We start from the raw sequence: 26,433 nt of genomic DNA on the forward strand, positions 1-26,433 counted from the left end.
CGGACCCCCCTTCGGTCTTCAGGCTGAGCCGCCCTCCGCGGCCGGGGCGGTGGCCAGATCCCCCACGGCGGAGCGCCACTGGTGCAGCTGCCAGTCCACCAGGCCGCTGCGCACCATCGGGTCGGCCGCCACCAGGACAGCGGCCGCCTCGGCATCGGGGGCCTCGAAGAGCATCAGGCCGCCACCGCCGGGGCGACCCTCCTCATCCACCAGGTAGCCGCTGCTGATGCGATGGCCGGAGGCCTGCAGCTGCCGCACCCAGGCCCGGTGGTCGCGCAGCGGCTCCTCGAGCGCGGGCCGCGGGGCCAGGAAGGTCTCCTGCTTGACGAACCAGACCACCGCCTGATGCCCCGAGGGTCAGGCGGCCACCTGTTCCCGGGCGGCCAGGCCGGCGGCCTCGCGCTCGGATGGGGGCACCACAACCCGAAACAGGGCGCGCCAGCGGGGCCAGTCCGCCAGGATCGCGGCTGCCCTGGGGCTACCGGTGGCGGTGAGGTGCGCCTCCAGCAGCGGCCGGAGCAGCGCCTCCTGCTCGGGGGTGCTGCAGGGGTGCAGGCTCACGATCTCCCGGTTCAGGCGCTGCTCCAGGCGACCGTCCTCATCGAGGATGAAGGCCAGGCCACCGGTCATGCCCGCGGCCACGTTGCGGCCGGTGGCACCGAGCACGGCGATCAGGCCGCCGGTCATGTACTCGCAGCAATGGTCACCGGCTCCCTCGATCACGGCCCGGGCACCGCTGTTGCGCACGCCGAAGCGTTCGCCGGCCCGGCCCAGGGCGAAGAGCTCGCCGCCTGTGGCGCCATAGAGGCAGGTGTTGCCGAGGATCACCTGGTTGCAGGGGTCCTGCACGCCGGCGGGCGGAACCACCACCAGGCGACCGCCGTTCTGGCCCTTCCCCACGTAGTCGTTGGCCTCGCCCTCCAGCCGCAGGTTCAGCCCCTGCAGGGCGAAGGCACCGAAGCTCTGACCGGCCGCCCCGCGGAAGGTGAGGTCGATCTGGCCGCGGAAGCCGCGGTTGCCGTGCCGCGCGGCCAGTTCCCCGGCCAGACGGGCGCCGACGCTGCGGTCGGTGTTGACGATGCCCAGGCTGCGCTGCACCTGGCCATGGGACTCCATCGCCCGCATGAGTTCGGGGTCGGCCAGCAGCTGGTCCTCCAGGATCGGCCCGTTGCTGTGGGCTCCGGCCTCGTGCTGCAGCCAGCCCCGGTCACCGGGATCGAGGGTGGGACCGAGCAGGGAGGAGAGATCGAGGCGGCTCGTCTTGGCCAGGGCCACGGGACGGGACCGCAGCAGCTCGGTGCGGCCGATCAGGTCCTCGAGCCGGGCGACACCGAGCACGCTCAGCAGCTGGCGCACCTCCTCGGCCACGTACTCGAAGAAGGCCACCACGTGCTCGGGCAGCCCCGTGAAGCGACGCCGCAGGGCCTCCTGCTGGGTGGCCACCCCCACAGGGCAGCGGTTGGTGTGGCAGACGCGGGCCATGATGCAGCCCTCGGCGATCATCGCGACCGAGCCGAAGCCGAACTCCTCGGCCCCGAGCAGCGCCGCGATCACCACGTCCCAGCCGGTCTTCAGGCCACCATCCGCGCGCAGCAGCACCCGGTCGCGCAGACCGTTCTGCAGCAGGCTCCGGTGCACCTCCGTCAGTCCCAGCTCCCAGGGGCTGCCCGCATGCTTGATCGAGCTCAGGGGCGAGGCTCCGGTGCCGCCGTCGTGGCCGGAAATCTGGATCACATCCGCATTGGCCTTGGCCACACCGGCGGCGATGGTGCCGATGCCGATCTCCGAGACGAGCTTCACCGACACCTTCGCCGCCGGATGCACCTGATGCAGATCGTGGATCAGCTGAGCCAGGTCCTCGATCGAATAGATGTCGTGGTGCGGCGGCGGTGAAATCAGCGCCACCCCCGGCTTGCTGTTGCGCAGCCAGGCGATGTACGGGTCCACCTTGGGTCCGGGCAGCTGGCCGCCCTCACCGGGCTTGGCCCCCTGGGCCACCTTGATCTCCAGCTGGCGGCCGCTGCGCAGGTACTCGGGCGTCACGCCGAAGCGGCCGGAGGCCACCTGCTTGATGGCCGAGCAGGCGGTGTCGCCGTTGCGCAGGCCGGAGATGGTGGGCAGGGTGGCGGAGCGTCCGCTCTCGTCCACATCCTGCAGCGGGTGAAAGCGGGCCGGATCCTCGCCGCCTTCACCGCTGTTGCTCTTGCCGCCGATGCGGTTCATGGCCACCGCCAGCACCTCATGCGCCTCGCGTGAGAGGGCCCCCAGGCTCATGCCGCCGGTGCAGAAGCGGCTGCAGATGCTCTCGGCGCTCTCCACCTGATCGAGGGGAAGCGGCGTGGCCGCCGGGGTGAGATCGAGCAGGTCCCGCAGGGCGGTGGCCGGCCGGTTTTCCAGCAGGGTGCGGTAGGTGGCGAAGTGGTCGTAGCCCGGCCCGGCGGCGACGGCCGCATGCAGGGCCTTGGCCATCTCCGGGCTGTTGAGGTGGTACTCGCCTCCCGTGCGGTACTGCACGAAGCCCATGAACTCCAGCTTGCTGCGGTTGAGTTCGGGGAAGGCCTTGGCGTGGAAGGCCAGGGTCTCGCTGGCCAGATCCTCCAGCGACAGTCCCGCCACTCGGCTGGTGGTGCCGGCGAAGGCCAGCTCGATCAGGTCGGCTCCGATGCCGATCGCCTCGAAGATCTGGGCGCTGTGGTAGCTCGCCAGCAGGGAGATCCCGATCTTGGAGAGGATCTTGCGCAGACCCGCCTCCAGCGCCTTGCGCACGTTGGCCTGGGCATCCGCCGGGGACAGGGCGGGCAGCTTGCCGCGCTCGATCAGCTTGCGGGTCTTGGGATGCTGCAGCCAGTGGCGTGTGGTCTCCCAGGTGAGCCAGGGACAGACCGCACTGGCCCCGAAGCCGATCAGGCAGGCCAGATGGTGGGTGCTCCAGCACTGGGCCGTGTCGGCCACGATCGAGCAGCGCAACCGCAGACCGCGGCGCAGCAGGTGCTGATGCACAGCACCCACCGCCAGCAGGGGCGGCAGGTAGGTGGTGGCGGCGCCGATGCCGGAGGCACAGCGGTCCGAGAGCACCAGGATCGCGGCACCCTCCGCCACGGCGGAACTGGCCGCCTCGCAGAGCCGCTCGAGCGCACCGGCGAACCCGGAGGGACCGTCGGCCACCGGCACCAGGGTCGAGAGGGTGCGGGTCGGCAGACCGCAGCGATGCAGGCCGTCGAGCTCCGCCTCGTTGAGCACGGGCGTGGCGAGATGCAGCACGGCGGCGGCTTCCGGCACGGGACACAGGGCCGAGCCGCGGGGGCCGAGGTGCATGTCCAGGCTCATCACCAGCTGCTCCCGCAGCGGGTCGATCGCCGGGTTGGTGACCTGGGCGAAGCGTTGCTTGAAGTAGTCGTAGAGCAGGTGGGGCTTGTCCGACAGGACGGCCAGGGGGATGTCATCCCCCATGCAGTAGGTGGGCTCCTTGCCCTGACCGGCCATGTCCTCGATGATCAGATCGAGGTCCTCGGCGGTGAAGCCGAAGGCGGTCTGCCGCTGGAGCAGGTCGAGCTCGCTCAGCACGGGTCCATCGGTCCAGGGAGCGGGCGCCAGCTGGCGGCGGTGCTCCTCGAGCCAGGCGCGATAGGGGTGCCGTGCGGCGGCGTCCTCCTTCACATCCCAATTGTGGAGGATGCGTCGGTTCTCCAGATCCACCGCCAGCATCTGGCCGGGGCCGAGCCGGCCCTTCTCCACGATGCGGCTCTCGTCGAGGTCCACCACACCGGTCTCGGACCCCATCACCACGTAGCCGTCGTCGGTGATGCAGTAGCGGGCCGGGCGCAGGCCATTGCGATCGAGGGACGCACCGACACGGCGGCCGTCGGCGAACACGAGCAGGGCGGGGCCGTCCCAGGCCTCCTGCACGCAGGCGCTGTACTCGTAGAAGGCCGTCACATCCGGGCGGCTGGCCAGCTCCGGTTCCTGATGGAAGGCCTCGGGAACGAGGGTGAGGAGGCTGTCGGTGATCGGACGGCCGCTGCGAACGAGCAGCTCGAGGGCCGCGTCGAGGTTGGCCGAATCACTGAAGGCCGCATTCACCACGGGGGTGATGTCGCGGGCGCTGTCACCCCAGGCGTGCTCGAGATGGGTCTCGGCCGCCCGGGCCCAGTTGAGGTTGCCCAGCAGGGTGTTGATCTCGCCGTTGTGGCCGAGCAGCCGCATCGGCTGGGCCAGGGGCCAGCGGGGCAGGGTGTTGGTGCTGAAGCGGCGGTGGTACACGGCGAAGCCCACCTCGAAGCGCGGGTCCCGCAGATCGCTGTAGAAGGGCGCCAGCACCTCGGAGCGCACCATGCCCTTGTACACAACGGTGCGGCTGCTCAGGGAGGCGAAGTAGAGATCGGTCGGCGACAGACCCCAGGCTTCGCGGCAGCGGTCACCGACCCGGCGGCGCAGCCGGAACAGCAGGGACTCCAGGGCGTCGCCGCTCGCCTCGGAGCCGACGAGCCACTGCTCGATCGCCGGGGCCGTGCCGCGCGCCAGGGGGCCAAGAACGTTTTGATCGACCGGAACCACCCGCCAGCCCAGGGGCTGGAGATCGAGGCGACGGGCCTCCTCATCGCAGAAGGCCCGTGCCTGCTCGCGCCGGTCCGGGTCCGTGGGCAGGAAGACCATGCCCAGGCCGCGGGAGCGATCGCTGCTCTGCTGGGCCGCCGGCCAGACCTGCTCGAGGAACGCCCAGGGGATGCCGCAGAGGATGCCGGCACCGTCTCCGGAATCGGAATCGCCGCCGCAGCCGCCCCGGTGCTCCATGCAGCCCAGACCCCGCAGCGCCTGCTCCAGCACCCAGCGGCTGGGGCGACCCTCCAGATGGGCGAGAAAGCCGACACCACAGGCATCCTTCTCGCCGGCGATCGCCCGTGGGGCCGCCGAGTCCCGATGGGGCCAGGCGGGCTTGGACTGAGGGCCAGGGAGCATGAGAGGAACTCTTTGGTCGGTGCGCTGCGTGTGATGGGAGCCGGGAGCGGCCGGATGCGGCGGCACGGCAGCGCCGGACGGACCTCGCACCACGCGTTGTATCAAGGAATCCTAGAGATTCGCTCCCGCAAGCTTTGTTCGCCATGCGACCGGCAGCCATGCCCGTCCGGGTGCACGGCGGGAATCGGACCTAGGGTCGCGGCGCGATGCCCGGCTCCGCGTGGACTGGCTTCCCCCTGCACCGGCCTGGTCCAGCGCGGATCCAAGCCTGCACGCCGCCTCCGCCCTGACCCGGCCCGCGGCGGCACCGGACGGGGAGCGGGCGAGCGCCGGCCCCGCCAGCAGGGGCACCCGGGTGGTGATCAACGGCCGCGAGCGGCAGGCCCCCTGGCTGTGGCAGGGGGGTGATGCGACACGACCCGAGGCCCTCTGGCTGCCGCTGGAGCTGCTGGAGGGTCAACTCGGCTTCCGGCGTGCTCCGGCGGCCGATCCATCCACCCTCAGGCTGCAGTGGTACAGCGAGGCCTTCGATCTGCCGGCGGCCGCCCAGCGCACGCTGGAGGACGAGGTGGCCGTGGATGTCACCGCACGGCTGCTGGAGGCGGGACTTGCGCTCAGCCATGCGAACGGGCGGCTCAACATCACCCTTCCGCCGGCAGCGGTGGAGCAGTTGCGGGCCGGTCCTCCCGGCCCGCGTCGCCGCCTCGTCTTCGATCTGGCAGCCGCCGCGCTCGTGGAGGAGCAGGGCGGCGATCTGGTGCTCGGACTGGTCAGCACGCCGGCCCTGCTCTCGCAGCTGCGCGCCCTGGGGCTGAAGCCCGTCCAGGAGGCCGGCGGCCTGCGGCTCCGGGGAGCCGTCCGCGCGGACACGGCGGTGTTCACGCTGGCCGGTCCCTGGCGGATCGTGCTCGACGGTGCCGGCGGCACCGCCTCCGCCAGTGGCGTGGTGCCGCTGGCCCAGGCCCTGCTCAACCCGACCCTGCAGACCCTGCTGAGCCAGGGAGTTGCGATCGACCGCCTCGTGCGCGGTGTGGGGGTGCGTCGCTTCGCAGTGACCCGGGTCGGGATGGCGCCGTCCCGTGGTGCACCGCTGCAGCTGAAACCGCTGCTGCGGAGCGACGGGATGCGTGGCCTGAGCACGCTGAGCGCCCTGGCGGGGCGGAGCGACGCGCCGATCGCCATCAACGGGGGGTTCTTCAACCGCATCCGCCAGCTGCCCCTCGGCGCCCTGCGCCTGGATGGCCGCTGGCATTCGGGCCCGATCCTCAACCGAGGCGCGGCCGGCTGGAACGCCGGCGAGCTGCCCCAGTTCGACCGTCTGCGGCTGATCGAGACCCTCACGGGGCCCGATGGCCGCTCCCAGCCGGTGCTCACGGTCAACAGCGGCTATGTGCAGCGGGGGCTGAGCCGCTACACCGCCGACTGGGGCCGGGTCTATCAGGCCCTCAGCGGCCAGGAGCGGGCGGTTCTGCTCCGGGGCGGCACGGTGCAGGCGGTGCTGGATCAGGCGGCTCTCAGCCGCGGGGTTCCCCTGGGAGCGGGGGTGGATCTGGTGGTGTCGCGGGCGGGCGCACCGCTCCCCTGGCCTGTCGGCACACCCCTCAGGCTGAACAGCCGCGCGAGCCATCCGCTCGGGCAGCGGTCCTTTGTGATCGGCGGAGGCCCCCTGCTGCTGAAGGACGGCCGGGTGGTGCTCAACGGCCGCGCCGAAGGCTTCAGTCCCTCCTTTGTGAAGCAGGCGGCACCGCGGACCGTTCTCGCCACGGACGGACGCCGGCTCTGGCTGATGACCCTGGAGGGGGTGTCCGGTCCGGGGCCGACCCTGCTGGAAACCAGCCTTCTGCTGCAGCGGCTCGGGATGCGTCAGGCCCTGAACCTCGATGGCGGCAGCTCCACCGCCCTGCTGCTCGATGGCCAGCTGACGGTGATGGGACGCGGCGTGCCGGCCCGCGTCCACAGCGGACTGGGCCTGGTGGCTCCCTGAGCCGGCCTCCCTCGCCACTGCAGCCGTGAGAGCATGCCCGCCAGGAGCAACGGCCGGCGCCGGCCCCTCCCCGCAGACCCCGCTCCGAATCGATCCGGACCCCATGCCGAGAGGTCACAGCCTTCGTCTCACCGCCACCGCTGCGGCCGAGCTCGGCCGGTTGGCCGCCGTGGCGGGCACGCCGGGGCTGATGCATCTCGACCTGCTGGAAGGCGCCTGTGAGCGGCACGTGATCCGGATCCGCCCCGGCCATCTGGCCGGGGTGCCGGTGGCCCGCGCCGACGGCATCACCCTTCACAGCCCCGCCGACCAGGTGGACCAGCTGACGGGGCTCTCGCTCGACTACCGGGGCGATCTCAGCGGCGGCGGGTTTCTGATCCGGGCCGGTCGCGACGTGCGCTGCTGCCCCTGCGGAGCCGCCTTCACCCGAGCAGGAACGGTGGGTCAGTGAGGCAGTAAGGTGAGCGATTGTCGAAATCGGTCGGACGACCGATCCCACTCCGACCCTCGATGCCCACCATTCAGCAGCTGATCCGAAGCGAGCGCCAGCGTCTGACCCGTAAAACGAAGTCTCCGGCACTGCGCTCCTGCCCGGAGCGCCGCGGCGTCTGCACCCGCGTCTACACCTCCACACCCAAGAAGCCCAATTCGGCGCTGCGCAAGGTGGCTCGTGTCCGACTCACCTCCGGCTTCGAGGTCACGGCCTACATCCCGGGAATCGGTCACAACCTCCAGGAGCACTCCGTGGTGCTCATCCGTGGCGGCAGGGTCAAGGACCTGCCCGGCGTCCGCTACCACATCATTCGCGGAACGCTGGACACCGCTGGCGTCAAGGATCGCCGCCAGTCGCGGTCCAAGTACGGCGCCAAGACGCCGAAGGAATAAGACCAGACGTTCAGGCGCGCCCGGGCTGAAGCCGGCCGCCACCGTTCACGCTCCGCCCGCGAGCACCACACCAACCGTTCTCCATGTCACGCCGCAACGCTGCCGAGAAGCGCCCCGTTCTTCCCGATCCCCAGTTCAACAGCCGCCTGGCCTCGATGATGGTGGCCAGGCTGATGAAGCACGGCAAGAAGTCCACGGCTCAGGGCATCCTCTCCGATGCCTTCGCGCTGATCGGCGAGCGAACCGGTGGTGAACCGCTCGAAGTCTTCGAGACGGCCGTCCGCAACGCCACCCCCCTGGTCGAGGTGCGTGCCCGCCGGGTGGGTGGCGCCACCTATCAGGTGCCCATGGAAGTCCGCCAGGAGCGGGGCACGGCCATGGCGCTGCGTTGGCTCGTGGGCTTCTCCCGTGCCCGCGGCGGCCGCAGCATGGCTCAGAAGCTGGCCGCGGAACTGATGGATGCCGCCAACGAGAGCGGCAGCGCCGTTCGCAAGCGGGAAGAGACCCACAAGATGGCCGAAGCCAACAAGGCGTTCGCCCACTACCGCTACTGATCCCGGCAGCCGCGGAACACCCATGCCCGCCCGGGTCCGACTTGTAGAGTTGCGCCCGATTTTTACGTCCTGATTCCCCGGAGTTCTTCCCTGTGGCTCGCGCCTATCCCCTGGAACGCGTCAGAAATATCGGCATCGCCGCCCACATCGACGCTGGCAAAACAACCACCACCGAACGGATCCTGTTCTATTCAGGCGTCGTTCACAAGATGGGCGAGGTGCACGACGGCGCTGCGGTGACCGACTGGATGGCCCAGGAGCGTGAGCGTGGCATCACGATCACCGCTGCCGCCATCTCCACCAGCTGGCGCGACCACCGCATCAACATCATTGATACCCCTGGTCACGTGGACTTCACCATCGAGGTGGAGCGTTCCATGCGAGTGCTCGATGGCGTGATCGCGGTCTTCTGCGCCGTCGGCGGGGTTCAGCCCCAGTCGGAGACCGTCTGGCGTCAGGCGGACCGCTACTCCGTTCCGCGGATGGTGTTCGTCAACAAGATGGACCGCACCGGCGCCGACTACCTCAAGGTCTATGGCCAGATCAAGGACCGCCTCAAGGCCAATGCAGCACCGATCCAGCTGCCCATCGGCGCCGAGAACGACCTGACGGGCATCATCGATCTCGTCAAGAACAAGGCCTACATCTACAAGGACGACCTGGGCAAGGACATCCAGGAAGCCGACGTCCCGGCCGACATGAGCGAGCTGGCCGAAGAGTGGCGCGTCAAGCTCATGGAAAGTGTCGCCGAAACCGACGAAGAGCTCCTGGAGGCGTTCCTCGAGAACGGCGAGCTAAGTGAGGAGGAGCTTCGCCGCGGCATCCGCGAGGGCGTGCTGCGTCACGGACTCGTTCCCATGCTCTGCGGCTCGGCCTTCAAGAACAAGGGTGTGCAGTTGCTGCTCGACGCGGTGGTCGACTACCTGCCCGCCCCGGTCGACGTGCCCCCGATCCAGGGTCAGCTGCCCGACGGCAACGAAGCGGTTCGCCCCTCCGACGACGAGGCCCCCTTCAGCGCCCTGGCGTTCAAGGTGATGGCCGATCCCTACGGCAAGCTCACCTTCGTCCGCATGTACTCAGGTGTGCTGAAGAAGGGCAGCTATGTCCTCAACGCCACCAAGGACAAGAAGGAGCGCATCTCCCGACTGATCGTGCTCAAGGCCGACGAGCGCGAGGAGGTTGACGAGCTCCGGGCCGGTGACCTCGGCGCCGTGCTCGGCCTGAAGGACACCACCACCGGTGACACGCTCTGCGACGCAGAGGATCCCATCGTTCTGGAGACCCTGTTCATCCCCGAACCGGTGATCTCCGTTGCCGTGGAACCCAAGACCAAGGGCGACATGGAGAAGCTCTCCAAGGCGCTTCAGGCCCTGTCGGAAGAGGATCCCACCTTCCGCGTCAGCACCGATCCGGAGACCAGCCAGACCGTGATCGCCGGCATGGGCGAACTACACCTGGAGATCCTGGTCGACCGGATGCTGCGGGAGTTCAAGGTCGAGGCGAACATCGGCGCTCCGCAGGTGTCCTACCGGGAGACGATCCGGGCCGCCTCCAAGGGCGAAGGCAAATTCGCCCGCCAGACCGGCGGCAAGGGTCAGTACGGCCACGTCGTGATCGAGATGGAGCCGGGCGAGCCCGGCTCCGGCTTCGAGTTCGTCAACAAGATCGTCGGCGGCGTCGTGCCGAAGGAATACATCGGTCCGGCCGAGGCCGGCATGAAGGAGACCTGCGAATCCGGCGTGATCGCGGGTTACCCCCTGATCGATGTGAAGGTGACCATGGTCGACGGGTCCTACCACGATGTGGACTCGTCCGAGATGGCCTTCAAGATCGCCGGTTCGATGGCCTTCAAGGACGGCGTCAAGAAGTGCAATCCCGTGCTGCTTGAGCCGATGATGAAGGTCGAGGTCGAGGTTCCTGAGGATTTCCTCGGTTCGATCATCGGCGACCTGTCCTCCCGCCGGGGTCAGGTCGAGGGCCAGTCCGTCGATGACGGCACCTCCAAGGTCCAGTCCAAGGTGCCGCTGGCCGAGATGTTCGGCTATGCCACCCAGCTCCGCTCCATGACCCAGGGCCGGGGCATCTTCTCGATGGAATTCAGCCATTACGAGGAAGTTCCTCGCAATGTGGCTGAGGCCATCATCTCCAAGAATCAGGGCCAGTCCTGATCCTTCTCTCCCTGTTCACCAACCCCCCGATTCTTTTTCATCATGGCTCGCGAGAAGTTCGAAAGGAACAAACCCCACGTCAACATCGGCACCATCGGTCACGTTGACCACGGCAAGACCACGCTGACGGCAGCGATCACCAATGTTCTGGCCGCCGCCGGCATGGCCAAGGCCCAGGATTACGATCAGATCGATGGTGCGCCTGAGGAGAAGGAGCGTGGCATCACGATCAACACGGCTCACGTCGAATACGAGACCGAGAACCGTCACTACGCCCACGTGGACTGCCCGGGCCACGCGGACTACGTGAAGAACATGATCACCGGCGCCGCCCAGATGGACGGAGCCATCCTCGTTGTGGCCGCCACCGACGGCCCCATGGCCCAGACCAAGGAGCACATCCTCCTGGCCAAGCAGGTCGGCGTGCCGGCGCTGGTGGTGTTCCTGAACAAGCGCGACATGGTCGACGACGAGGAGATCCTCGAGCTCGTCGAACTGGAGATGCGCGAACTCCTCAGCGAATACGATTTCCCTGGCGATGACATCCCCATCGTTGCCGGCTCGGCCCTTCAGGCCCTCGATCACGTCAAGGGCGGCGGCAGCGCCAAGCGCGGTGAGAACGACTGGGTCGATAAGATCCTCGATCTCATGGATGCCGTGGATGAGTCCATCCCCGAGCCCGAGCGCGAGGTGGACAAGCCCTTCCTGATGGCCGTCGAGGACGTGTTCTCCATCACCGGCCGCGGCACCGTGGCCACCGGCCGCATCGAGCGCGGCAAGGTCAAGGTGGGTGAAACCGTCGAGATCGTCGGCATCAAGGACACCCGTCAGACCACCGTCACCGGGGTGGAGATGTTCCGCAAGCTGCTCGACGAGGGCATGGCCGGTGACAACGTCGGTCTGCTGCTGCGCGGCATCCAGAAGGACGACATCGAACGCGGCATGGTGCTGGTGAAGCCCGGCTCGATCACCCCTCACACCAAGTTCGAGGGTGAGGTATATGTGCTCAAGAAGGAGGAGGGCGGCCGCCACACTCCCTTCTTCGCCGGCTACCGGCCGCAGTTCTACATCCGCACAACCGACGTGACCGGTCAGATCACGGCCTTCACCGCAGATGACGGCTCCAGCGTTGAGATGGTGATGCCGGGTGACCGCATCAAGATGACCGGCCAGCTGATCTGCCCGGTGGCGATCGAGCAGGGCATGCGTTTCGCCATTCGTGAAGGCGGCCGCACCATCGGTGCCGGCGTTGTTTCCAAGATCCTCGAGTGATCCGGATCTGATTCCCCGGCAGGGGAGGTGGTTGCGGCCATCTCCCCCGGCCCCTTTCGCACCTCGACAACTGAATCCAACCGGCCCGACAGGGCTCCACACCCCACACTCTCCATGTCTGCAACGATCGCTCAGCAGAAGATCCGTATCCGGCTCAAGGCCTTCGACCGGCGCATGCTGGACCTCTCCTGCGACAAGATCATCGAAACGGCCGACACCACGGCGGCCACGGCCATCGGCCCCATCCCTCTGCCGACCAAGCGTCGCATCTACTGCGTGCTCCGTTCGCCCCACGTGGACAAGGATTCCCGTGAGCATTTCGAGACGCGCACCCACCGTCGCATCATCGACATCTACAGCCCCTCCGCCAAGACGATCGACGCGCTGATGAAGCTCGATCTCCCCAGCGGCGTGGACATCGAAGTCAAGCTCTGAGACCGACCAGGCTGCCCACCGCCACCGCTTCGGCCGACCTAGGGTGATTTCATCGTGCGTGATGTTGCCTCAGTGGCCGATCTGGCGGTACGGGAGCTGCCCCTTTTTCCCCTGCCCGATGTGGTGCTCTTCCCCCAGGAAGTGTTGCCACTTCATATCTTCGAGCCGCGCTACCGCATGATGCTGCGCACGGTCATGGACTCTGACCGTCGCTTCGGTGTGGTCCGCTGGGACCCCCAGAACCAGACCTGCGCCCCGATCGGCTGCTGCGCGGAGATCCTGCATTGCCAGACCCAGGAAGACGACCGCAGCAACATCGTCACCATGGGTCAGCAGCGCTTCCGGGTGCTCAACATCATCCGGGAGGCTCCCTTCCGGGTCGCCATGGTGAGCTGGCTTGAGGACGAGCCACCGGCCGAACCGGAGGCGCTCGAGCAACTGAGCGGTGACGTGCGCACCGCCCTGCGGGATGTGGTGGATCTGACCGGAAAGCTGGTGGGCAAACCCTCCGAACTCCCCGATGACCTGCCCGACCTTCCGCGCGAGCTCTCCTTCTGGATCGGAGCCCACCTCGGAGGCCCGGTGGCCGATGAGCAACAGGCCCTGCTGGAGCTGACCGACACCCGTGCGCGGCTGCAGCAGGAAATGGACCTGCTCGATCAGACCCGCCGTCAGCTGGCGGCCCGCACCGTGCTCAAGCAGACCTTCCAGGACATTGGCAGCGATGGTGCGGAACCATCCCCCTCGGCCTGACTGACTGCATGGCCCGCATCCATCCCCCCGCCCCGCGCCAGAAGCAGCGTCTGGGCCTGCTGCTCACCCTGTCGGCCGGAGCCGGTCTGGTGAGCCTCTGGCAGCAACGGGATCGTCGTTATCAGGGGTCGGCCTCCGTGGCCGAGGCCTACGACCGCTGGACCGGCGACGCCTTGCTGGAACGGCTCTGGGGCGAGCACATCCACCTGGGGCACTACGGTGACCCCCCCCAGCCCGTCGATTTCCGCAGAGCCAAAGCGGCCTTCGTGCATGAACTGGTGCGCTGGAGCGGACTGGATGCGCTGCCGGCCGGCTCGCGCGTGCTTGATGTGGGCTGCGGCATCGGCGGCAGCAGCCGCATTCTTGCCCGCGACTACGGCTTCGATGTGCTGGGCATCAGCATCAGCCCCGCCCAGGTGGAGCGGGCCCGGGCCCTGACCCCGGATGACCTCGCCGGGCGCTGCCGCTTCGCGGTGATGGACGCCCTCGATCTGCAGCTGGACGAGGGCAGCTTCGATGGCGTCTGGAGCGTGGAGGCCGGTCCACACATGCCCGACAAGCAGCGCTACGCCGATGAACTGCTGCGGGTGCTGCGCCCGGGAGGCGCACTGGCCGTGGCGGACTGGAACCGACGCGATGCAGCAGCGGGCCCCCTCTCGGCCCGGGAATGCTGGGTGATGCGCCAGTTGCTCGACCAGTGGGCCCACCCGGAATTCGCGAGCATCGCCGGCCTCAGGCATCATCTCGAAACGAGCCAGCAGCGGAGAGGGCCGATCGAGACGGCCGACTGGACGACCGCCACCCTGCCCAGCTGGATCGACTCGATCGCCGAAGGCCTGCGCCGGCCCGGAGCGGTGCTGGGTCTTGGTCCTGCCGCCGTCCTGCAGGGCCTCAGGGAAACCCCCACCCTGCTGCTGATGCGCTGGGCCTTCGCCACGGGTCTGATGCAGTTCGGCGTGTTCCGGCTCCGGATCGGCCCGGATCGTCAGGCCCCAGTGGCGTCCGCCTCCGGCTGATCGCTGAGATCCAGGGTGCTGTAGACCCCGAAGCAGCTCACGGTCTCGCAGGCGCGGCTGAGGGCATCGAGCAGATCGCGCACGGCAACCTGGCCGGCCTGGTGATCGCGATGGTCCCCCAGCTCGAGATCCACGAAGAAGATGTACTCACCGAGCTCACGCTTGGAGGGGCGTGACTCGATCCGGCTCATGTTGAGCCCGCGATCCGCGAACACGGCCAGGGCTTCGAGCAGGGCCCCGGGACGGTTGCTGTGAAGTGAGAAGGCCAGGCTGGCGAGATGGCCTTCGTAGCGGCGCTCCCCCCGCTCCAGCAGCAGAAAGCGGGTGCAGTTCCCCGCTACATCGTTGATCGGGAAAGCGAGCTGCTGCAGCCCCCGCTCCTCCCCGGCCAGGGGCGAGGCGATCGCCGCGCGGAAACGGCTGCCGGCCACCATCCGGGCCGCCTCGGCCGTTGAGCTGGTGGGCAGCTGCAGGGCGCCGGGAAGGTGCTCAGCCAGCCAGCCGCTGCACTGCGCCAGAGCCTGGGGGTGGGAGAGCACCTCGCTGACGGTCTCCAGACTGCCGCTGCTGAGCAGGGCGTGGCGGATCGGCAGCACGACCGCCCGGCGGATGCACAGCTCCCGGTGCTGCCAGAGGGCATCCAGGGAGGCGGTGACCCCTCCCTCCACGGAGTTCTCCACGGGCACCACCGCCGCGTCGCATTCCCGGGCCACCAGGGCCTCCACCACAGCCCGGATGCCGGTGCGCGGCACCAGGTCCACATCCCGCCGGCCCTCGTGACGCATCAGGGTGATGGCCGCCTGCTCGCCGAAGGTGCCCACGGGTCCGAGGAAGGCGAGTCGCATGGAGGAGGAAGCTCCGGAAGGGCATCGATAGGATCATGCCCTGCGACAGCCCGGTATCGCCCATGCGCCTGGCCTTCGGCGCCAGTCAGGGTCTCAGCCTCATGGTCAGCGACCATGCGGATCAGCTCCCGGCCTATCTGCAGCAGGAGGAGCGGGTGCTCCAGGCGCTGCTCGACCCGCGCCACCTGACGGCGATCCATCCCGGCCTCTGGCGCTACGAGGTGACCCGGGTGCAGGTGTTTCAGCTCAGCGTGCAGCCCGTGGTGACGCTGCAGGTGCACGAGCGGGATGGACAGCTGACGATGGAAGCCACCGAGTGCAGCCTGGAGGGTCTCGGCCTGGTGGACGATTTCGACCTCCGGCTCAAGGCCCAGCTGGCCGCCAACGGCCGGGGACTGGAGGGGGAGGCTCGCCTGGCGGTAGAGGTGAGCCGGCCGCCCCTGCTGCGCCTGATCCCCCGCACGGTGCTGGAAGCCACGGGTCAGACCGTGCTCAACGGAATCCTGCTCGGCATCAAGGGTCGGGTGGGGCAGCAGCTGCTGCGCGATTTCCGCCGCTGGGTCGCCCAGCCGCAGCAGCCTGCCAGCGGGTCCCCTGCAGAACACGGCTGAGGAAGCTGATCCGATGCAGGGGCGTGGGCCCCAGCTCCACCAGTGCGGCGCGGTGGGCCGCCGTGGCGTAGCCGACATGGCGTTCCAACCCGTAGCCCGGGTGCTCGGCGGCCAGCGACCTGACGACCCCGTCCCGGTGCTGTTTGGCCAGGACGCTGGCCGCGGCGATACTCATCTCCAGTCGATCGCCTCCGACGATCGATCGCTGCGCGCCGCTCCATCCACGCAGGGGCAGATTGCCGTCCACGAGGACCAGATCAGGGGGGCGCTGCAGCCTGCCGAGAGCCGAGCACATGGCGGCTTCCGTCGCCGGACGGATGCCGAGGGCATCGATCCGCTCGGCTGAGATCTCGGCCAGCGCCCAGTCGTCGGCCAGGCCCTCGATCTGCGGCACCAGGGCCGCGCGGCGGCCGGGGCTCAGCCGCTTGCTGTCGGTGAGACCTGCCGCGGCCAGTTGTGCAGCGGCCGACTCCCGCAGCACCACGGCGGAGGCGACCACAGGGCCGAAGAGACAGCCCCGGCCCACCTCATCCACACCGGCGGTGATCACCCCAAGGCGACCGGCGCCGAGGAGCGACGGCGACGGCGGCGCTGGGGCTCGGGCTCAGCCTCCGGCGCGGATTCCGCTGGCGTGGCGGGCGCCGCGTCGGTCGGAGGTGGCGAATCGACGGGCTCCTGTGGCAGAGGGGTGATGGCCACCGGCGCCGGGCCGGCATCGAGACCCTCGCCGGCAAGGGAGCTGTCGTCGGACGGTTCGCCGGCCGCCGCCGGGGCGGAACCGTTGCGGCCCTGTCCGCCCGCAGCCGGGGCAGCCCCACCTCCACCTCCACCGGAACCGCCACGGCCGCGACGCCGCCGCCGCGAACCGGCCGCCGCCAGCTGGGCCCTGGCCTCGGCAACGATCTGATCGGCGTCCTCGCCGGGACGCACCACCCGGATCACCGCCGTCTCCGGATCGGGCGGCGTCTCCAGCAGCAGGGCGGGACTGAGACCCAGGCGGGCGTACACCTCCTCCTGCTCAGGCGTCATCGCGACCGCCACCACCTCCGGCTCCGGGCGACGGGGCGGCGCCTCGGAGCCGATGACTGACTCGCCGGAAGGCTCCGATACGGCTGGATCGACCGGTCCGACAGCGGAGTCCTCAGTCAGGGGCAGAGGCGCCACGACCGTCAGTTCAGCAGGCGTCTCCGGCACCTCGGAGGCACCGCCGCGTCCCCGGCCGCCACGGCGGCGGCGACCGCCGCCGTTGGAGCCGGCGGCTGCCGCCGGGGCGGGACTCTCGGCTCTGGCGGAGGCGGCACTGCGCACCAGGCCGGTGGCCGTGGCCAGGGGCTGCATGGTGTCGCGCCCCGGCAGAACGGCGACGTGGCCGAGGCCACCGCAGCTGGGGCAGGCCCGGCCGAAGAGTTCATAGATGTTCTGACCCTGGCGCTTGCGGGTCAGCTCGACCAGGCCCAGCTCGGAGATCTGGGCGATCTGGGGCCTGGCACCGTCGCTCTGCATCGCTTCGGTGAACTGCTCGAGCACCTGCAGCTGGTCGCGCCGCGAATCCATGTCGATGAAGTCGACAATGATCACCCCGCCGATGTTGCGCAGTTTCAGCTGGCGTGCGATCTCCGTTGCCGCTTCGCAGTTGGTCCACAACACCGTTTCCCGCGCATTGGCGGAGCGGGTGAACGAGCCGGAATTCACATCCACCACGGTGAGCGCTTCCGTGGGCTCGATGATGATCGAACCACCCGATGGAAGATCCACGCGTGGCTTCAGCGCGTCGCGGATGGCGGCGTTGACCCGGTAGTGCTCCAGGATTTCGACGGATTCCTGATGGTGCTCCACCAGGAGATGCGATGCGCTTTCGCCGAGGAAGGCGTTCACCCGCTTCACCGCCTCCGGGGTGTCGACCACGACCCGCACCAGGGAGGGTGAGTAGCGATCCCGCAGGATGCGGTGAATGAAGTCCTCATCGCGATTGAGGAGAACCGGCGGACTGGCGTTCTCCGCCGCCTGCTGAATGCCTTCCCACTGACGCAGCAGAGCCTCGAGGTCATCGATCAGCAGCTCCTCGCTCACCGCTTCGGCCTCGGTTCGGATCAGCAGGCCGGCACCGGGAGGCTTGATCAGAACCCCGAGGGCACGCAGGCGGTTCCGCTCGGCGTCGCCGGCGATGCGGCGCGAGATGTTCACCCCCTGGCCGTGGGGCTGCAGGATGAGGAAACGACCGGGAAGGGAGAGGTTGCCGGTGAGCCGCGGCCCCTTGGTGCCGGTCGGCTCCTTCATCACCTGAACCAGAACCTTCTGCCTGGGGGAGAGCAGCTCGGTGATGCCGGCCGCACCCTTCCTCAGCCTGAGAGGGCCGAGATCGCTGACGTGAATGAAGCCGTTCTTCTCACTTTCGCCGATGTTGACGAAAGCCGCGTCGATCCCGGGAAGAACATTCTCGACCGTACCGAGGTACACGTCGCCGATCTGGTAGCGGCCCTGAGCGACGACCAGTTCATCGACCCGTTCGTCGTGGAGCACAGCCGCGATGCGCAGCTGCTCGGCGATGACGATCTGCAGTGACATGACAAGGGGAGAAACCCCAGGACCACTGCCGGCAGAAAGCCGGGGCGATCAGATCCGTGACCGTGAGGCGATCACGGAGACAGACACCGACTGGGGATGACGGAGAAAGCACGTGTTGACTCAGTGGCCATCCCCCTTCAGAGAGGACGCCCAGGGAGCACACAACGGCTGGATGGGGACAGGGCCCCGGAAGAGATGCACCAGTGCGATCGATCGGCCGAGGCCTCGATGGCAGCAGTGGTGTCGCGGGAGGGAAGGTGGGAAAAGAGCGGGTGGAGGAAAGATGACCTGAACCGGATCTTTCTGTATTCCCTCCACTCACGCTAGCACCGCCGCTGCTTGCCTTTCAGGCCATCCGCTCTCATCGGAAAGAACCAGCCCGCACCTCCGCAGGGCCTCGGCCTTCAGCGGCACACCGAGCCGCTCCGACAGCCAGTGGGTGATCTGTTCGGGCCGCAGGCTGCGGCCCTGGGGATCGATGCCGGCCTCCAGGTCCAGTGTCACCGAACCGGCCGGGACACAGCCGGGCTCCGTGGAGCCTCGATCCAGCCGCAGCAGCAGGGGTCGGCCATCGCGGCGGCGCGGACGCCCCTTCTTGTCGGTATCGGACCAGATGAGTTCCGCGGCCTCCAGGAGCTGCCGGAGTCCCTCGTCCCAGCGGTCCTCCGGGATCGACACGGTGGCGCGGGCCCGCCACTGCCAGAGGGCCGAGCGCAGAAGCCTGGAGAGGCCCGCCCCGTTCATGGGAACACGTCTGCAGGCCTCCAGGAGCAACCCGTCAGGCAGCTGAGCCTGCAGGGCCTGGAGCACCCGGTCCGGCTCCACCTCCCGCTGGAAATCGATGTCCATCCACTCGCCATCCGCTTCCACCCCGAGCGGCAGGGCCAGGGCGACCTGAAGGCGGGGCAGAGGATGGAAGCCGGCGCTGAAGCTCACCGGGAGCCCGGCCCGGCGCAGGGCCCGCTCCAGCAGCCGCACCAGATCGAGATGGCTGATCAGAGCCACATCCCCGCGCTTGGCGAAGCGGAAGCGCAGGCGGCAGGCCCGCTGGCTGGGGGGGAGCACGGTCGGCTGTCGCCCGGGAATCGGCGGCGGCGGCAGCACCACGTTGTGCCCCAGTGCGGGGCCGCAGACCCCGCACTGGCTGCAGCCCTCGAACGAGCAGTCGGGCACGACCTCCCGGCGCAGTGCCCTCTGCAGATCCTCGGCCAGCCAGCGCTTGTCGAGACCGCAGTCGATGTGATCCCAGGGAAGCGGCCGCTCGCAGAAGGCCTGCAGCCCCGCATCGCCCAGATCGGTGGCGCTCTGCCAGCCGCCCATCTCGAGCGCCCGCACCGCTCCGGTGAGGCCGGCGGCGTCGATGGCGCGGGTCCAGGCGGCGAAGGTGCGATCGAGGTTCTCGAACCAGGCATCCATCCCGGCACCGCCGCGCCAGGCGGCTTCGATCACATCAGCCAGCCGGCGATCGCCCCGCCCCAGCACATCCTCCATCGCCGCCAGGCGGACATCGGTGACATTGAGCCGCACGCCCCGCAGAGGCGCCGCGGCCTGCCGCAGCAGCGCCTGACGGCGCTGCAGTTTGGCGACGCTGACGCTGTGCCACTGGAAGGGGGTGTGCGGCTTGGGCGTGAACGTGCTGATGGTGAGATTCAGCGTGAGCCGCCCCAGATCCGAACACTGCCGCTGCAGCATGCGGCAGGTGTCGGCGATGCCGACCACATCGGCGTCGCGCTCGCCCGGCAGGCCGATCATGAAATAGAGCTTGATGCGGCGGTAGCCGCTCTGCATCGCCGTGCGCACGCCCTGCAGCAGGTCCGCGTCGGTGAGGCCCTTGTTGATGATGTCCCGCAGTCGCTGGCTGCCCGCCTCGGGCGCGAAGGTCAGCCCGGTCCGCCGGGTTCCCCCGAGGATGTGGGCGATGTCCTCATCGAAGCGATCAACGCGCTGGCTGGGCAGGTTGAGGCTCACGTTCGCCGCGGACAGGCGGTTGCGCAGCTCCACGCCCACAGCCGGCAGAGACAGGTAGTCGCTGCAGCTGAGGGAGAGCAGGGTGAAATCGCTGTACCCCGTCCGGCGCATGCCGGTCTCCACCGCCTCGATCACCTGATCCGGCGCCACATCGCGGGCGGGGCGGGTGAGCATGCCCGGCTGGCAGAAGCGGCAGCCGCGGGTGCAGCCCCGGCGGATCTCCACGGTGAGCCGGTCGTGAACCGTCTCCAGGTGGGGCACCAGCCCCATGGCGTAGTGGGGCATGGGCGTCGCCACACGCCGGACCGGCCTCGCCGGCACATCGGCATGCAGCGGCACCAGGCGCACCCCGTCGCCAGCGGTGGCATACAGGGAGGGCACATAGACCCCGCGGAGCTGAGCCAGATCGCGCAGCACGGCGCTCCGGCTCAGGCCTGCGGCGCGGGCCTCAGCCACCACCAGACCGATCTCCGGCAGAAGCTCCTCCCCATCGCCGAGGGCGACGAAGTCGAGGAAGGCGGCGTAGGGCTCCGGATTGCTGGTGGCCGTGGGCCCGCCGGCGAAGATCAGCGGTGGGGACTCCGGATGATCGAGCGGCCGATCGCCTCGCTGGGCGCTGCGCAGGGGCAGGCGCGCCAGGTCGAGCATCTCGAGGATGTTGGTGGCGCCGAGCTCGTAGCTCAGCGAGAAGCCGAGCACATCGAAGGCGGCCAGGGGCCGGCGGCTCTCCACGCCGAACAGGGGCAGGCCTCGCTGCCGCAGACGGCCGGCCATGTCGGGTGCCGGCAGGTAGGAGCGGTCGCAGAGCTGCCCAGGAACGGCATTGAGGATCGAATAGAGAATGACGTGGCCGCTGTTGCTGGCGCCCACCTCGTAGAGCTCGGGGTAGGTGAGGCACCAGCGCACCCGCGCCGCCGGCCAGTCGCTCCCCCAGTCGCGCCGGATCACCCCCAGCTCATTGCCGAGATAACGGGCCGGTCGCTGCAGGCCGGCGTCCACAAGGGTTGTGAGATCGAGTGGCGACGACCGATCAATGGAGGGGGCGATGGACACCATGGACATCAGATGGGGCCGGCACCCTCAGCGGCTCCTGTAGCAGGATGCCCACCCATGCTGGATACGGCCCTTGGTGCAGGTCAACGAGAACTACCTCAAGCTCAAGGCGGGCTACCTCTTTCCCGAGATCGCCAGGCGGGTGAAGGCCTTCAGTGAAGCCAATCCCGATGCCGCCCTGATCCGCCTCGGCATCGGCGATGTCACCGAGCCCCTGCCCGAGGCCTGCCGCACGGCGATGAAGAACGCCATCGATGCGATGGGCACGGCTGAGGGATTCCGCGGCTACGGCCCGGAGCAGGGCTACGCCTGGCTGCGGGAAGCGATCGCGAGCCACGACTTCCAGGCCCGCGGCTGTTCGATCAGCGCTGAGGAGATCTTCATCTCCGATGGCTCCAAGTGCGACAGCAGCAACATCCTCGACATCCTCGGCCCGGGCAACCGCATCGCCGTCACCGATCCGGTGTATCCGGTGTACGTGGACAGCAACGTGATGGCCGGCCACACGGGCCCGGCGGATGAACGCGGCCGCTACGGCGGCCTCACCTACCTGCCGATCACGGCGGAGAACGGCTTCTCGCCGGCGATCCCGGACGAGCCGGTGGATCTGATCTACCTCTGCTTTCCCAACAACCCGACCGGTGCCGTCGCCGGCCGCGGCGAGCTCAAGGCCTGGGTGGATTACGCCCGCGCCCATGGGTCGCTGATCCTCTTTGATGCCGCCTACGAGGCCTTCATCCAGGACCCGGAGCTTCCCCACTCCATCTTCGAGATCGATGGCGCGCGTGAGTGTGCGATCGAATTCCGCTCCTTCTCCAAGAACGCCGGCTTCACCGGCACCCGCTGTGCCCTCACCGTGGTGCCGCGCGGCCTGACGGGACGCACGGCGGCGGGAGAGGAGGTGGAGCTCTGGCCCCTGTGGAACCGGCGCCAGAGCACCAAGTTCAACGGTGTGAGCTATCCGGTTCAGCGTGGCGCCGAGGCGGTGTACAGCCCGGAGGGGCAGGCCCAGGTGAACCGTCTGGTGCGCTTCTACATGGACAACGCGGCCCTGATTCGCCGGGAGCTGAGTGCTGCGGGCATCAGCGTCCACGGAGGCGAGCACGCTCCCTATGTGTGGCTCAGAGCCCCGGAAGGACTCGATTCATGGGACTTCTTCGACCAGCTGCTCCAGAAGGCCCATGTGGTGGGAACCCCCGGAAGCGGCTTCGGGGCGGCAGGCGAAGGGTATTTCCGCCTCTCGGCCTTCAACAGCCGCGCCAACGTCGAGGAGGCGATGCAGCGGATCCGCAACCTCTGAGGGTCCCGGAACCGCAGCCTCTCAGGAGCAGCACCCACACCCACCGACCGTCCATCGCCATCCCGCCCATGAGGGACCCGATCTCCGCCTCCAGCAGCAGCGCACCGTTTCAGCTCCCGCTGCGGCGGGATCCTGCCGCCACGGCCGGCGCCAGTGAGAGCCCCACGCGGTCTCCCGGTGGAGCCGCCGTTCTGGAGAAGGCACCGGAGCGGGTGCGCAAGCACTCACCCCGCTACCGGGTGCTGCTCCACAACGATCCGGTGAACTCCATGGAATATGTGGTCACAACGCTGCGGCAGGTGGTGCCCTCGCTGAGCGAGCAGGATGCGATCGCCGTGATGCTCGAGGCTCACAACACCGGTGTGGGCCTGGTGATCGTCTGCGATCTCGAACCGGCGGAGTTCTACAGCGAGACCCTCAAGGCCAAGGGACTCACGAGCACGATCGAGCCGGAGGACTGAGGCATGGCTCCCCGGCTCCGTCCGGGCCTCCGTGCGGTGCGTGCCTGGTCGCTGACCCTGCTCTACGTGCCGCTGCTCTACGCGGCCGGCTGGTTGCTGGCACTGCCCCTGCGCATCTGGCGACCGGAGCCGGAGCCGGCCTCCATCGCCCTGATCGGAACCGGCATCAGCGTGCTCCTGCTGCTGGCCACCCTCCCCGGCTGGGTGCGGCGCCGGTGGCGCAGCAAGGCGCCCTGGAGGGAGCTCGGACTGGCGGGCCCGCTCCGGCAGCAGCTGCTGGCCTGGATCCGGGGCCTTCTGGCCTCGGCCGCACTGCTGAGCCCGCTGGTGGTCGTTCTGCTGCTGGGGGGATGGGCCCAGTGGCAGCCACGCCTCACTGCCGGGATCGCAGGCAACGCCCTGGCCCTGATGCTCGGGGTGGGGCTGGCGGAGGAGGTGCTCTTCCGCGGCTGGCTCTGGGGTGAGCTGGGTCAGCGGCTGGGTGACCCCGGCTGCCGTCAGCAACCCGCCCTACTGAGCCAGGCGGCGGTGTTCTCCGTGGCCCACACCCGCTTCAATCTCGGGCCCAGCGCCATGCTCAGCCTCCTCGGCGGGCTGCTGCTGCTGGGCTGGGCCCTGGCACTGCAGCGGCGGCGGGACGGCGGACGCCTGGGCGGCGCCATCGGCTTCCACGGTGGTCTCGTGGGGGGCTGGTTTCTCCTGGTGGCGGGGCTTGTGGAGCTCCCCGCCGATGCTCCGGCGCTGCTGATCGGCCCCGGAGGCGCGGCCGCCAACCCGATCGGGGGGCTGGCGGGATGGCTGGGGCTGGGCGCCTGGCTCGTACACCTGCAGGGATGGAGGCCCGGCCGCCGGAGGGCCGGACGGGCGCCGGCTGACGCGGCCTGAGTCAGCGCCTGGCGTTGGCCATGGCCCGCTGGCCCTCCACCGGAGCCCTCAGGGCCTCCTCCAGCGGAGCGCGCCCATAATCGCGCTCGAGCAGACGCATCACCGTGCGGCCGAAATCAGCGGGGTCGGTGTCAAAGGCCTCCAGGCAGATGCGACCGAAGGTGCGGCCCATGGGTTCGGGGTTCCAGAGCAGCTTGCGGGCGGTCCACGGCATCATGCTCATCGGGTTGTAGCCCGGCTGGAGCAGACCCTGATCGAAGCCGTACTGCTCCAGATGGGTGTGCGGCTGCAGGCCGATGAAGAAGATGGCCGGCTCCACATGGTCCCCTCCGAAGATCTCCTCGAGGGCGCGGTGGTAGGCGATGGTCTGGCGAATGGTCTCCGGGCGCTCGTCGATGACATTGAACGAGTAGTTCACCGACACGTGCTCGCGGAACCCGGCCGCGGCAAGCAGCCGGCAGTTCTCGAGAACGGTGCGCAGGTTGTAGCCCATGCGCATCTTGCGCACCAGCTCCTGCGAGCCCGACGTGATACCGATCTCGAAGTAGCTCATGCCGGTGGCCACCATCAGTTCCGCCAGTTCGGCATCGAGGTTGTCGGCGCGGATGTAGGCCGCCCAGCGGATGCCTGTGAGGCCCTCGGCGCGGATGGCCCGCAGCAGCTGCTTGGCGTCATCGATGTAGCGGCGGGCCGGGATGAACTGGGCGTCGGTGAACCAGAACCCCCGCACACCCCGGTCGTAGAGCTGGCGCATCTCGGCCACCACCTGTTCAACGGGGTTCAGGCGCACCTGCTTGCCCTCCACCACGGTGTAAACGCAGTAGCAGCAGTTGTGGGGACAGCCGCGTTTGGTCTGAACCCCGACGTAGAAGTCACCCGCTTCGAGATACCAGTTCAGCTGCGGCCAGATCGATGCGATGTAGCGGTAATCGCAGGCGGATTTGCGCAGGCTTTCCGGTTGCTCGTGAATGAGGCCCGGGCGCGGGGGCTCCCCGACGACGAAACAGCGCTCGCCGGCCAGCGGCTGTCTGCGCAGCAGCTTCTCCAGCAGGGGCTCGCCCTCTCCGATGGACACCACCGTTCCGCGGGGCAGGTCCCGGGCCAGCTGCTCATAGAACACGCTCACCGCGCCGCCACCGAGGACCACCCGGGCGCCGGGGTTGTGGCGGCGGGCGTGGCGCAGCCCCCGGCGAATCAGGCGCATGTTCCGCCACAGCTCGCCGTAGAAACTGCGCATCAATCGCAGGCCGCCCCAGGCGCCCCGCAGCCGCTTCAGCGGGTTGCGGGCGTAGAACACCTCGAAGGAGTGCTGCAGTGGGTTCCCCCCGCGCCCATCGACCGGGGCGTAGATCTGGATGTCGCGCCAGGAGAAGACCAGCAGGGTCGGCCGGAAGCTCTCGACCCGCTCAATCAGGATCCGCCCCACATCCAGCACGGGCAGGGCGGCCAGGTCGAGGATCTCCTGGGGCAGGTCCGGGAACACCTTGTGCAGGTGGTCGGCCAGATAGATCGGACCGATCGGAAAGATGGGATTGCAGGGCAGGCGCACGAACAGCACCCGCTCCGCGTGGGCCGGCGGCAGCCCACCGGCAACGGGGCCGGCGTCCGGGCGCTGGGCGGTCTGGAGTGCTGCGGCTGGGGTCACGGGCGCGAATGACGGGGACCGGTGAGCCTTCAGAACCGGTGATGGCGGGACGCTAACAACTGTTCCGTGACCTCAGCGGCGTGACGGAGCGGGCCGGACAACCAGCGCTGCCACTCGCGGTGCACGCACAGGCGGGCCTCCAGGCGGCGGCCGGCCTGGGCCACACAGCGGCGCAGGGCATCGTGGGTCGGCTGCCGGTAGGCCGGATTGATGACATCGCGGTCGTCGATGCCCCCGAGGTCGTCGATGCCGGCCTCCAGCGCCCGGGGCAGCTGATCGATGGGCCAGAGGTTGGCGGGCAGCTGCAGATGGATGGAGCCCGGCAGCAGCGCTCTGGCCATCACCACCGCATCGAGAACGTCGGCCCGCTCTCGCCTGTTGAGCGGCTGGGCCGCGGCATCGCCCGGCCGCCAGGGCTGCAGGATCACCTCCTGGATGTGGCCGAAGCGGTCCTGGAGTCGGGCGATCAGCGTCAGGGCCCGCTCCCGGTCCGCCGCCGACTCGCCGACACCGAGCAGCAAGCCTGTGGTGAAGGGAATCCCGAGCCGACCGGCCTGAGCGATCTGATCGATCCGCACCGATTCCGCCTTGCTGGGCGCGCGTCGATGCAGCGCCGCGTAGGCCGGCCCCAGTCCCTCGAGCATCAGACCCATGGATGGATTGAGGCGGCCGAGGGCGGCCATCTCCGCCAGGCTGAGCGGACCCGCGTTGGTGTGGGGCAGGCGGCCGGCCATCAGGGCAAGCCGGCTGAGGCGAACCAGGCGGGCGAACCAGGCGGCGCGCTGCGGCGAGCCCGGAGCCACTTCGCCCGAGAGCAACAGGATCTCAGCGGCCTCGGGGCGTGCCCGCATCGCCTCGACGGCCTCGCCATCCGCAAGGGGATCGGCCTGGGTCGGGGGCAGGCGGAAACCGCAGTAGGCGCAGTCGTTGAAGCAGCCTCGGGTGGGGACGAGGGTCAGCGCGGGACTGAAGGTGACGGCCGAGCCCACCTGCCCCCGCCTCCCGATCCTTAAATCCATGTAACGAACCCGCAATGTTCTGTTACAGTCGTTGTGGACGTGGGACGGGTTTCCGCCC

The 26,433-nt window shown here is 69.0% G+C and carries 21 protein-coding genes; 13 read left to right on the forward strand and 8 right to left on the reverse strand.

The window, feature by feature from the left end; genetic code table 11:
- Positions 1-18: 18 nt before the first annotated feature.
- Positions 19-339 carry a YciI family protein gene (locus EVJ50_RS08265; RefSeq protein ID WP_150883426.1) on the reverse strand — a complete coding sequence of 107 codons (321 nt, stop codon included), beginning with the start codon at positions 337-339 and terminating at the stop codon, positions 19-21.
- An 18-nt stretch (positions 340-357) separates the two neighbouring features.
- Entirely contained in the window at positions 358-4,956 is a 4,599-nt protein-coding gene (gene gltB / locus EVJ50_RS08270) for a glutamate synthase large subunit (protein WP_150883427.1), read from the reverse strand.
- Between the two features lie 220 nt (positions 4,957-5,176).
- Between gltB and EVJ50_RS08275 the strand changes: the two genes are divergently transcribed.
- From EVJ50_RS08275 to EVJ50_RS08315, 9 genes are all read left to right on the forward strand, one after another.
- Entirely contained in the window at positions 5,177-6,940 is a 1,764-nt protein-coding gene (locus EVJ50_RS08275) for a phosphodiester glycosidase family protein (protein WP_225322858.1), read from the forward strand.
- Positions 6,941-7,043: 103 nt separating this feature from the next.
- Positions 7,044-7,391: an AIR synthase gene (locus EVJ50_RS08280; protein ID WP_150883428.1), complete on the forward strand. Its 348-nt coding sequence runs from the start codon at positions 7,044-7,046 to the stop codon at positions 7,389-7,391.
- 59 nt (positions 7,392-7,450) lie between these two features.
- A complete protein-coding gene (rpsL, locus tag EVJ50_RS08285; RefSeq protein ID WP_150883429.1) occupies positions 7,451-7,825 on the forward strand; it encodes a 30S ribosomal protein S12 in 375 nt (124 codons plus the stop codon).
- 83 nt (positions 7,826-7,908) lie between these two features.
- On the forward strand, positions 7,909-8,379 hold the full coding sequence (rpsG, locus tag EVJ50_RS08290; RefSeq protein ID WP_150883430.1) for a 30S ribosomal protein S7: 471 nt from the start codon (positions 7,909-7,911) through the stop codon (positions 8,377-8,379).
- Positions 8,380-8,471: 92 nt separating this feature from the next.
- Positions 8,472-10,547 (forward strand): elongation factor G, encoded by a 2,076-nt coding sequence (gene fusA / locus EVJ50_RS08295; protein ID WP_150883432.1) that lies wholly within the window; start codon positions 8,472-8,474, stop codon positions 10,545-10,547.
- 42 nt (positions 10,548-10,589) lie between these two features.
- Positions 10,590-11,819: an elongation factor Tu gene (tuf, locus tag EVJ50_RS08300; protein ID WP_150883434.1), complete on the forward strand. Its 1,230-nt coding sequence runs from the start codon at positions 10,590-10,592 to the stop codon at positions 11,817-11,819.
- 114 nt (positions 11,820-11,933) lie between these two features.
- Complete coding sequence (rpsJ, locus tag EVJ50_RS08305; protein ID WP_150883436.1) at positions 11,934-12,254, forward strand: 30S ribosomal protein S10; 321 nt, start codon at positions 11,934-11,936, stop codon at positions 12,252-12,254.
- Between the two features lie 72 nt (positions 12,255-12,326).
- Positions 12,327-13,007: an LON peptidase substrate-binding domain-containing protein gene (locus EVJ50_RS08310; RefSeq protein WP_150884950.1), complete on the forward strand. Its 681-nt coding sequence runs from the start codon at positions 12,327-12,329 to the stop codon at positions 13,005-13,007.
- Between the two features lie 8 nt (positions 13,008-13,015).
- Complete coding sequence (locus tag EVJ50_RS08315; protein WP_150883438.1) at positions 13,016-14,023, forward strand: methyltransferase domain-containing protein; 1,008 nt, start codon at positions 13,016-13,018, stop codon at positions 14,021-14,023.
- On the opposite strand, the gene pheA is transcribed toward EVJ50_RS08315, so the two are convergent.
- Positions 13,993-14,868 (reverse strand): prephenate dehydratase, encoded by an 876-nt coding sequence (pheA, locus tag EVJ50_RS08320; protein ID WP_150883440.1) that lies wholly within the window; start codon positions 14,866-14,868, stop codon positions 13,993-13,995. The genes EVJ50_RS08315 and pheA overlap by 31 nt on opposite strands.
- 35 nt (positions 14,869-14,903) lie before the next feature.
- Here pheA and EVJ50_RS08325 point away from each other — a divergent pair, with 35 nt between their 5' ends.
- Complete coding sequence (locus EVJ50_RS08325) at positions 14,904-15,479, forward strand: DUF1997 domain-containing protein (protein WP_225322859.1); 576 nt, start codon at positions 14,904-14,906, stop codon at positions 15,477-15,479.
- Here EVJ50_RS08325 and EVJ50_RS08330 read toward each other — a convergent pair.
- The 3 genes from EVJ50_RS08330 to EVJ50_RS08340 all read right to left on the reverse strand — a co-directional run bounded on the left by EVJ50_RS08330 (position 15,382) and on the right by EVJ50_RS08340 (position 21,068).
- The gene (locus EVJ50_RS08330) at positions 15,382-16,029 is read right to left on the reverse strand and encodes a ribonuclease HII (protein ID WP_370455468.1); all 648 of its coding nucleotides are present in this window, start codon (positions 16,027-16,029) and stop codon (positions 15,382-15,384) included. The two genes, EVJ50_RS08325 and EVJ50_RS08330, sit on opposite strands and share 98 nt — an antisense overlap.
- Positions 16,026-18,044 (reverse strand): Rne/Rng family ribonuclease, encoded by a 2,019-nt coding sequence (locus EVJ50_RS08335; RefSeq protein WP_150883442.1) that lies wholly within the window; start codon positions 18,042-18,044, stop codon positions 16,026-16,028. Before EVJ50_RS08335 ends, EVJ50_RS08330 begins: the two co-directional genes overlap by 4 nt.
- A 318-nt stretch (positions 18,045-18,362) precedes the next feature.
- Positions 18,363-21,068 carry a TIGR03960 family B12-binding radical SAM protein gene (locus tag EVJ50_RS08340; RefSeq protein WP_150883444.1) on the reverse strand — a complete coding sequence of 902 codons (2,706 nt, stop codon included), beginning with the start codon at positions 21,066-21,068 and terminating at the stop codon, positions 18,363-18,365.
- Between the two features lie 70 nt (positions 21,069-21,138).
- On the opposite strand from EVJ50_RS08340, the gene EVJ50_RS08345 reads away from it, so the two are divergent.
- From EVJ50_RS08345 to EVJ50_RS08355, 3 genes are all read left to right on the forward strand, one after another.
- Positions 21,139-22,365 (forward strand): LL-diaminopimelate aminotransferase, encoded by a 1,227-nt coding sequence (locus tag EVJ50_RS08345; protein WP_150883446.1) that lies wholly within the window; start codon positions 21,139-21,141, stop codon positions 22,363-22,365.
- 68 nt (positions 22,366-22,433) lie between these two features.
- Positions 22,434-22,826, forward strand: coding sequence for an ATP-dependent Clp protease adapter ClpS (gene clpS / locus EVJ50_RS08350; protein WP_225322860.1), 393 nt, complete (start codon positions 22,434-22,436; stop codon positions 22,824-22,826).
- 3 nt (positions 22,827-22,829) lie between these two features.
- A complete protein-coding gene (locus EVJ50_RS08355) occupies positions 22,830-23,711 on the forward strand; it encodes a type II CAAX prenyl endopeptidase Rce1 family protein (protein ID WP_150883448.1) in 882 nt (293 codons plus the stop codon).
- 1 nt (position 23,712) lies between these two features.
- Here the strand turns inward: EVJ50_RS08355 and EVJ50_RS08360 are convergent, their stop codons facing one another.
- Together EVJ50_RS08360 and cofG are read right to left on the reverse strand one after the other, a co-directional pair.
- Complete coding sequence (locus EVJ50_RS08360) at positions 23,713-25,269, reverse strand: photosystem II high light acclimation radical SAM protein (RefSeq protein ID WP_370455639.1); 1,557 nt, start codon at positions 25,267-25,269, stop codon at positions 23,713-23,715.
- Positions 25,270-25,385: 116 nt separating this feature from the next.
- On the reverse strand, positions 25,386-26,345 hold the full coding sequence (cofG, locus tag EVJ50_RS08365) for a 7,8-didemethyl-8-hydroxy-5-deazariboflavin synthase subunit CofG (RefSeq protein WP_225322861.1): 960 nt from the start codon (positions 26,343-26,345) through the stop codon (positions 25,386-25,388).
- Between the last annotated feature and the right edge of the window lie 88 nt (positions 26,346-26,433).

The organism is Synechococcus sp. RSCCF101, from assembly GCF_008807075.1.
In the GTDB taxonomy this organism is placed as follows: Bacteria; Cyanobacteriota; Cyanobacteriia; order PCC-6307; family Cyanobiaceae; genus RSCCF101.

Bases quoted from the DNA above. Each gene is read 5' to 3' on its own strand.
- gltB (WP_150883427.1), bottom strand. From the start codon at position 4,956: ATGCTCCCTGGCCCTCAGTCCAAGCCCGCCTGGCCCCATCGGGACTCG.
- EVJ50_RS08280 (WP_150883428.1), top strand. From the start codon at position 7,044: ATGCCGAGAGGTCACAGCCTTCGTCTCACCGCCACCGCTGCGGCCGAG.
- rpsL (WP_150883429.1), top strand. From the start codon at position 7,451: ATGCCCACCATTCAGCAGCTGATCCGAAGCGAGCGCCAGCGTCTGACC.
- rpsG (WP_150883430.1), top strand. From the start codon at position 7,909: ATGTCACGCCGCAACGCTGCCGAGAAGCGCCCCGTTCTTCCCGATCCC.
- tuf (WP_150883434.1), top strand. From the start codon at position 10,590: ATGGCTCGCGAGAAGTTCGAAAGGAACAAACCCCACGTCAACATCGGC.
- rpsJ (WP_150883436.1), top strand. From the start codon at position 11,934: ATGTCTGCAACGATCGCTCAGCAGAAGATCCGTATCCGGCTCAAGGCC.
- EVJ50_RS08315 (WP_150883438.1), top strand. From the start codon at position 13,016: ATGGCCCGCATCCATCCCCCCGCCCCGCGCCAGAAGCAGCGTCTGGGC.
- pheA (WP_150883440.1), bottom strand. From the start codon at position 14,868: ATGCGACTCGCCTTCCTCGGACCCGTGGGCACCTTCGGCGAGCAGGCG.
- EVJ50_RS08325 (WP_225322859.1), top strand. From the start codon at position 14,904: ATGCCCTGCGACAGCCCGGTATCGCCCATGCGCCTGGCCTTCGGCGCC.
- EVJ50_RS08335 (WP_150883442.1), bottom strand. From the start codon at position 18,044: ATGTCACTGCAGATCGTCATCGCCGAGCAGCTGCGCATCGCGGCTGTG.
- EVJ50_RS08340 (WP_150883444.1), bottom strand. From the start codon at position 21,068: ATGGTGTCCATCGCCCCCTCCATTGATCGGTCGTCGCCACTCGATCTC.
- clpS (WP_225322860.1), top strand. From the start codon at position 22,434: ATGAGGGACCCGATCTCCGCCTCCAGCAGCAGCGCACCGTTTCAGCTC.
- EVJ50_RS08355 (WP_150883448.1), top strand. From the start codon at position 22,830: ATGGCTCCCCGGCTCCGTCCGGGCCTCCGTGCGGTGCGTGCCTGGTCG.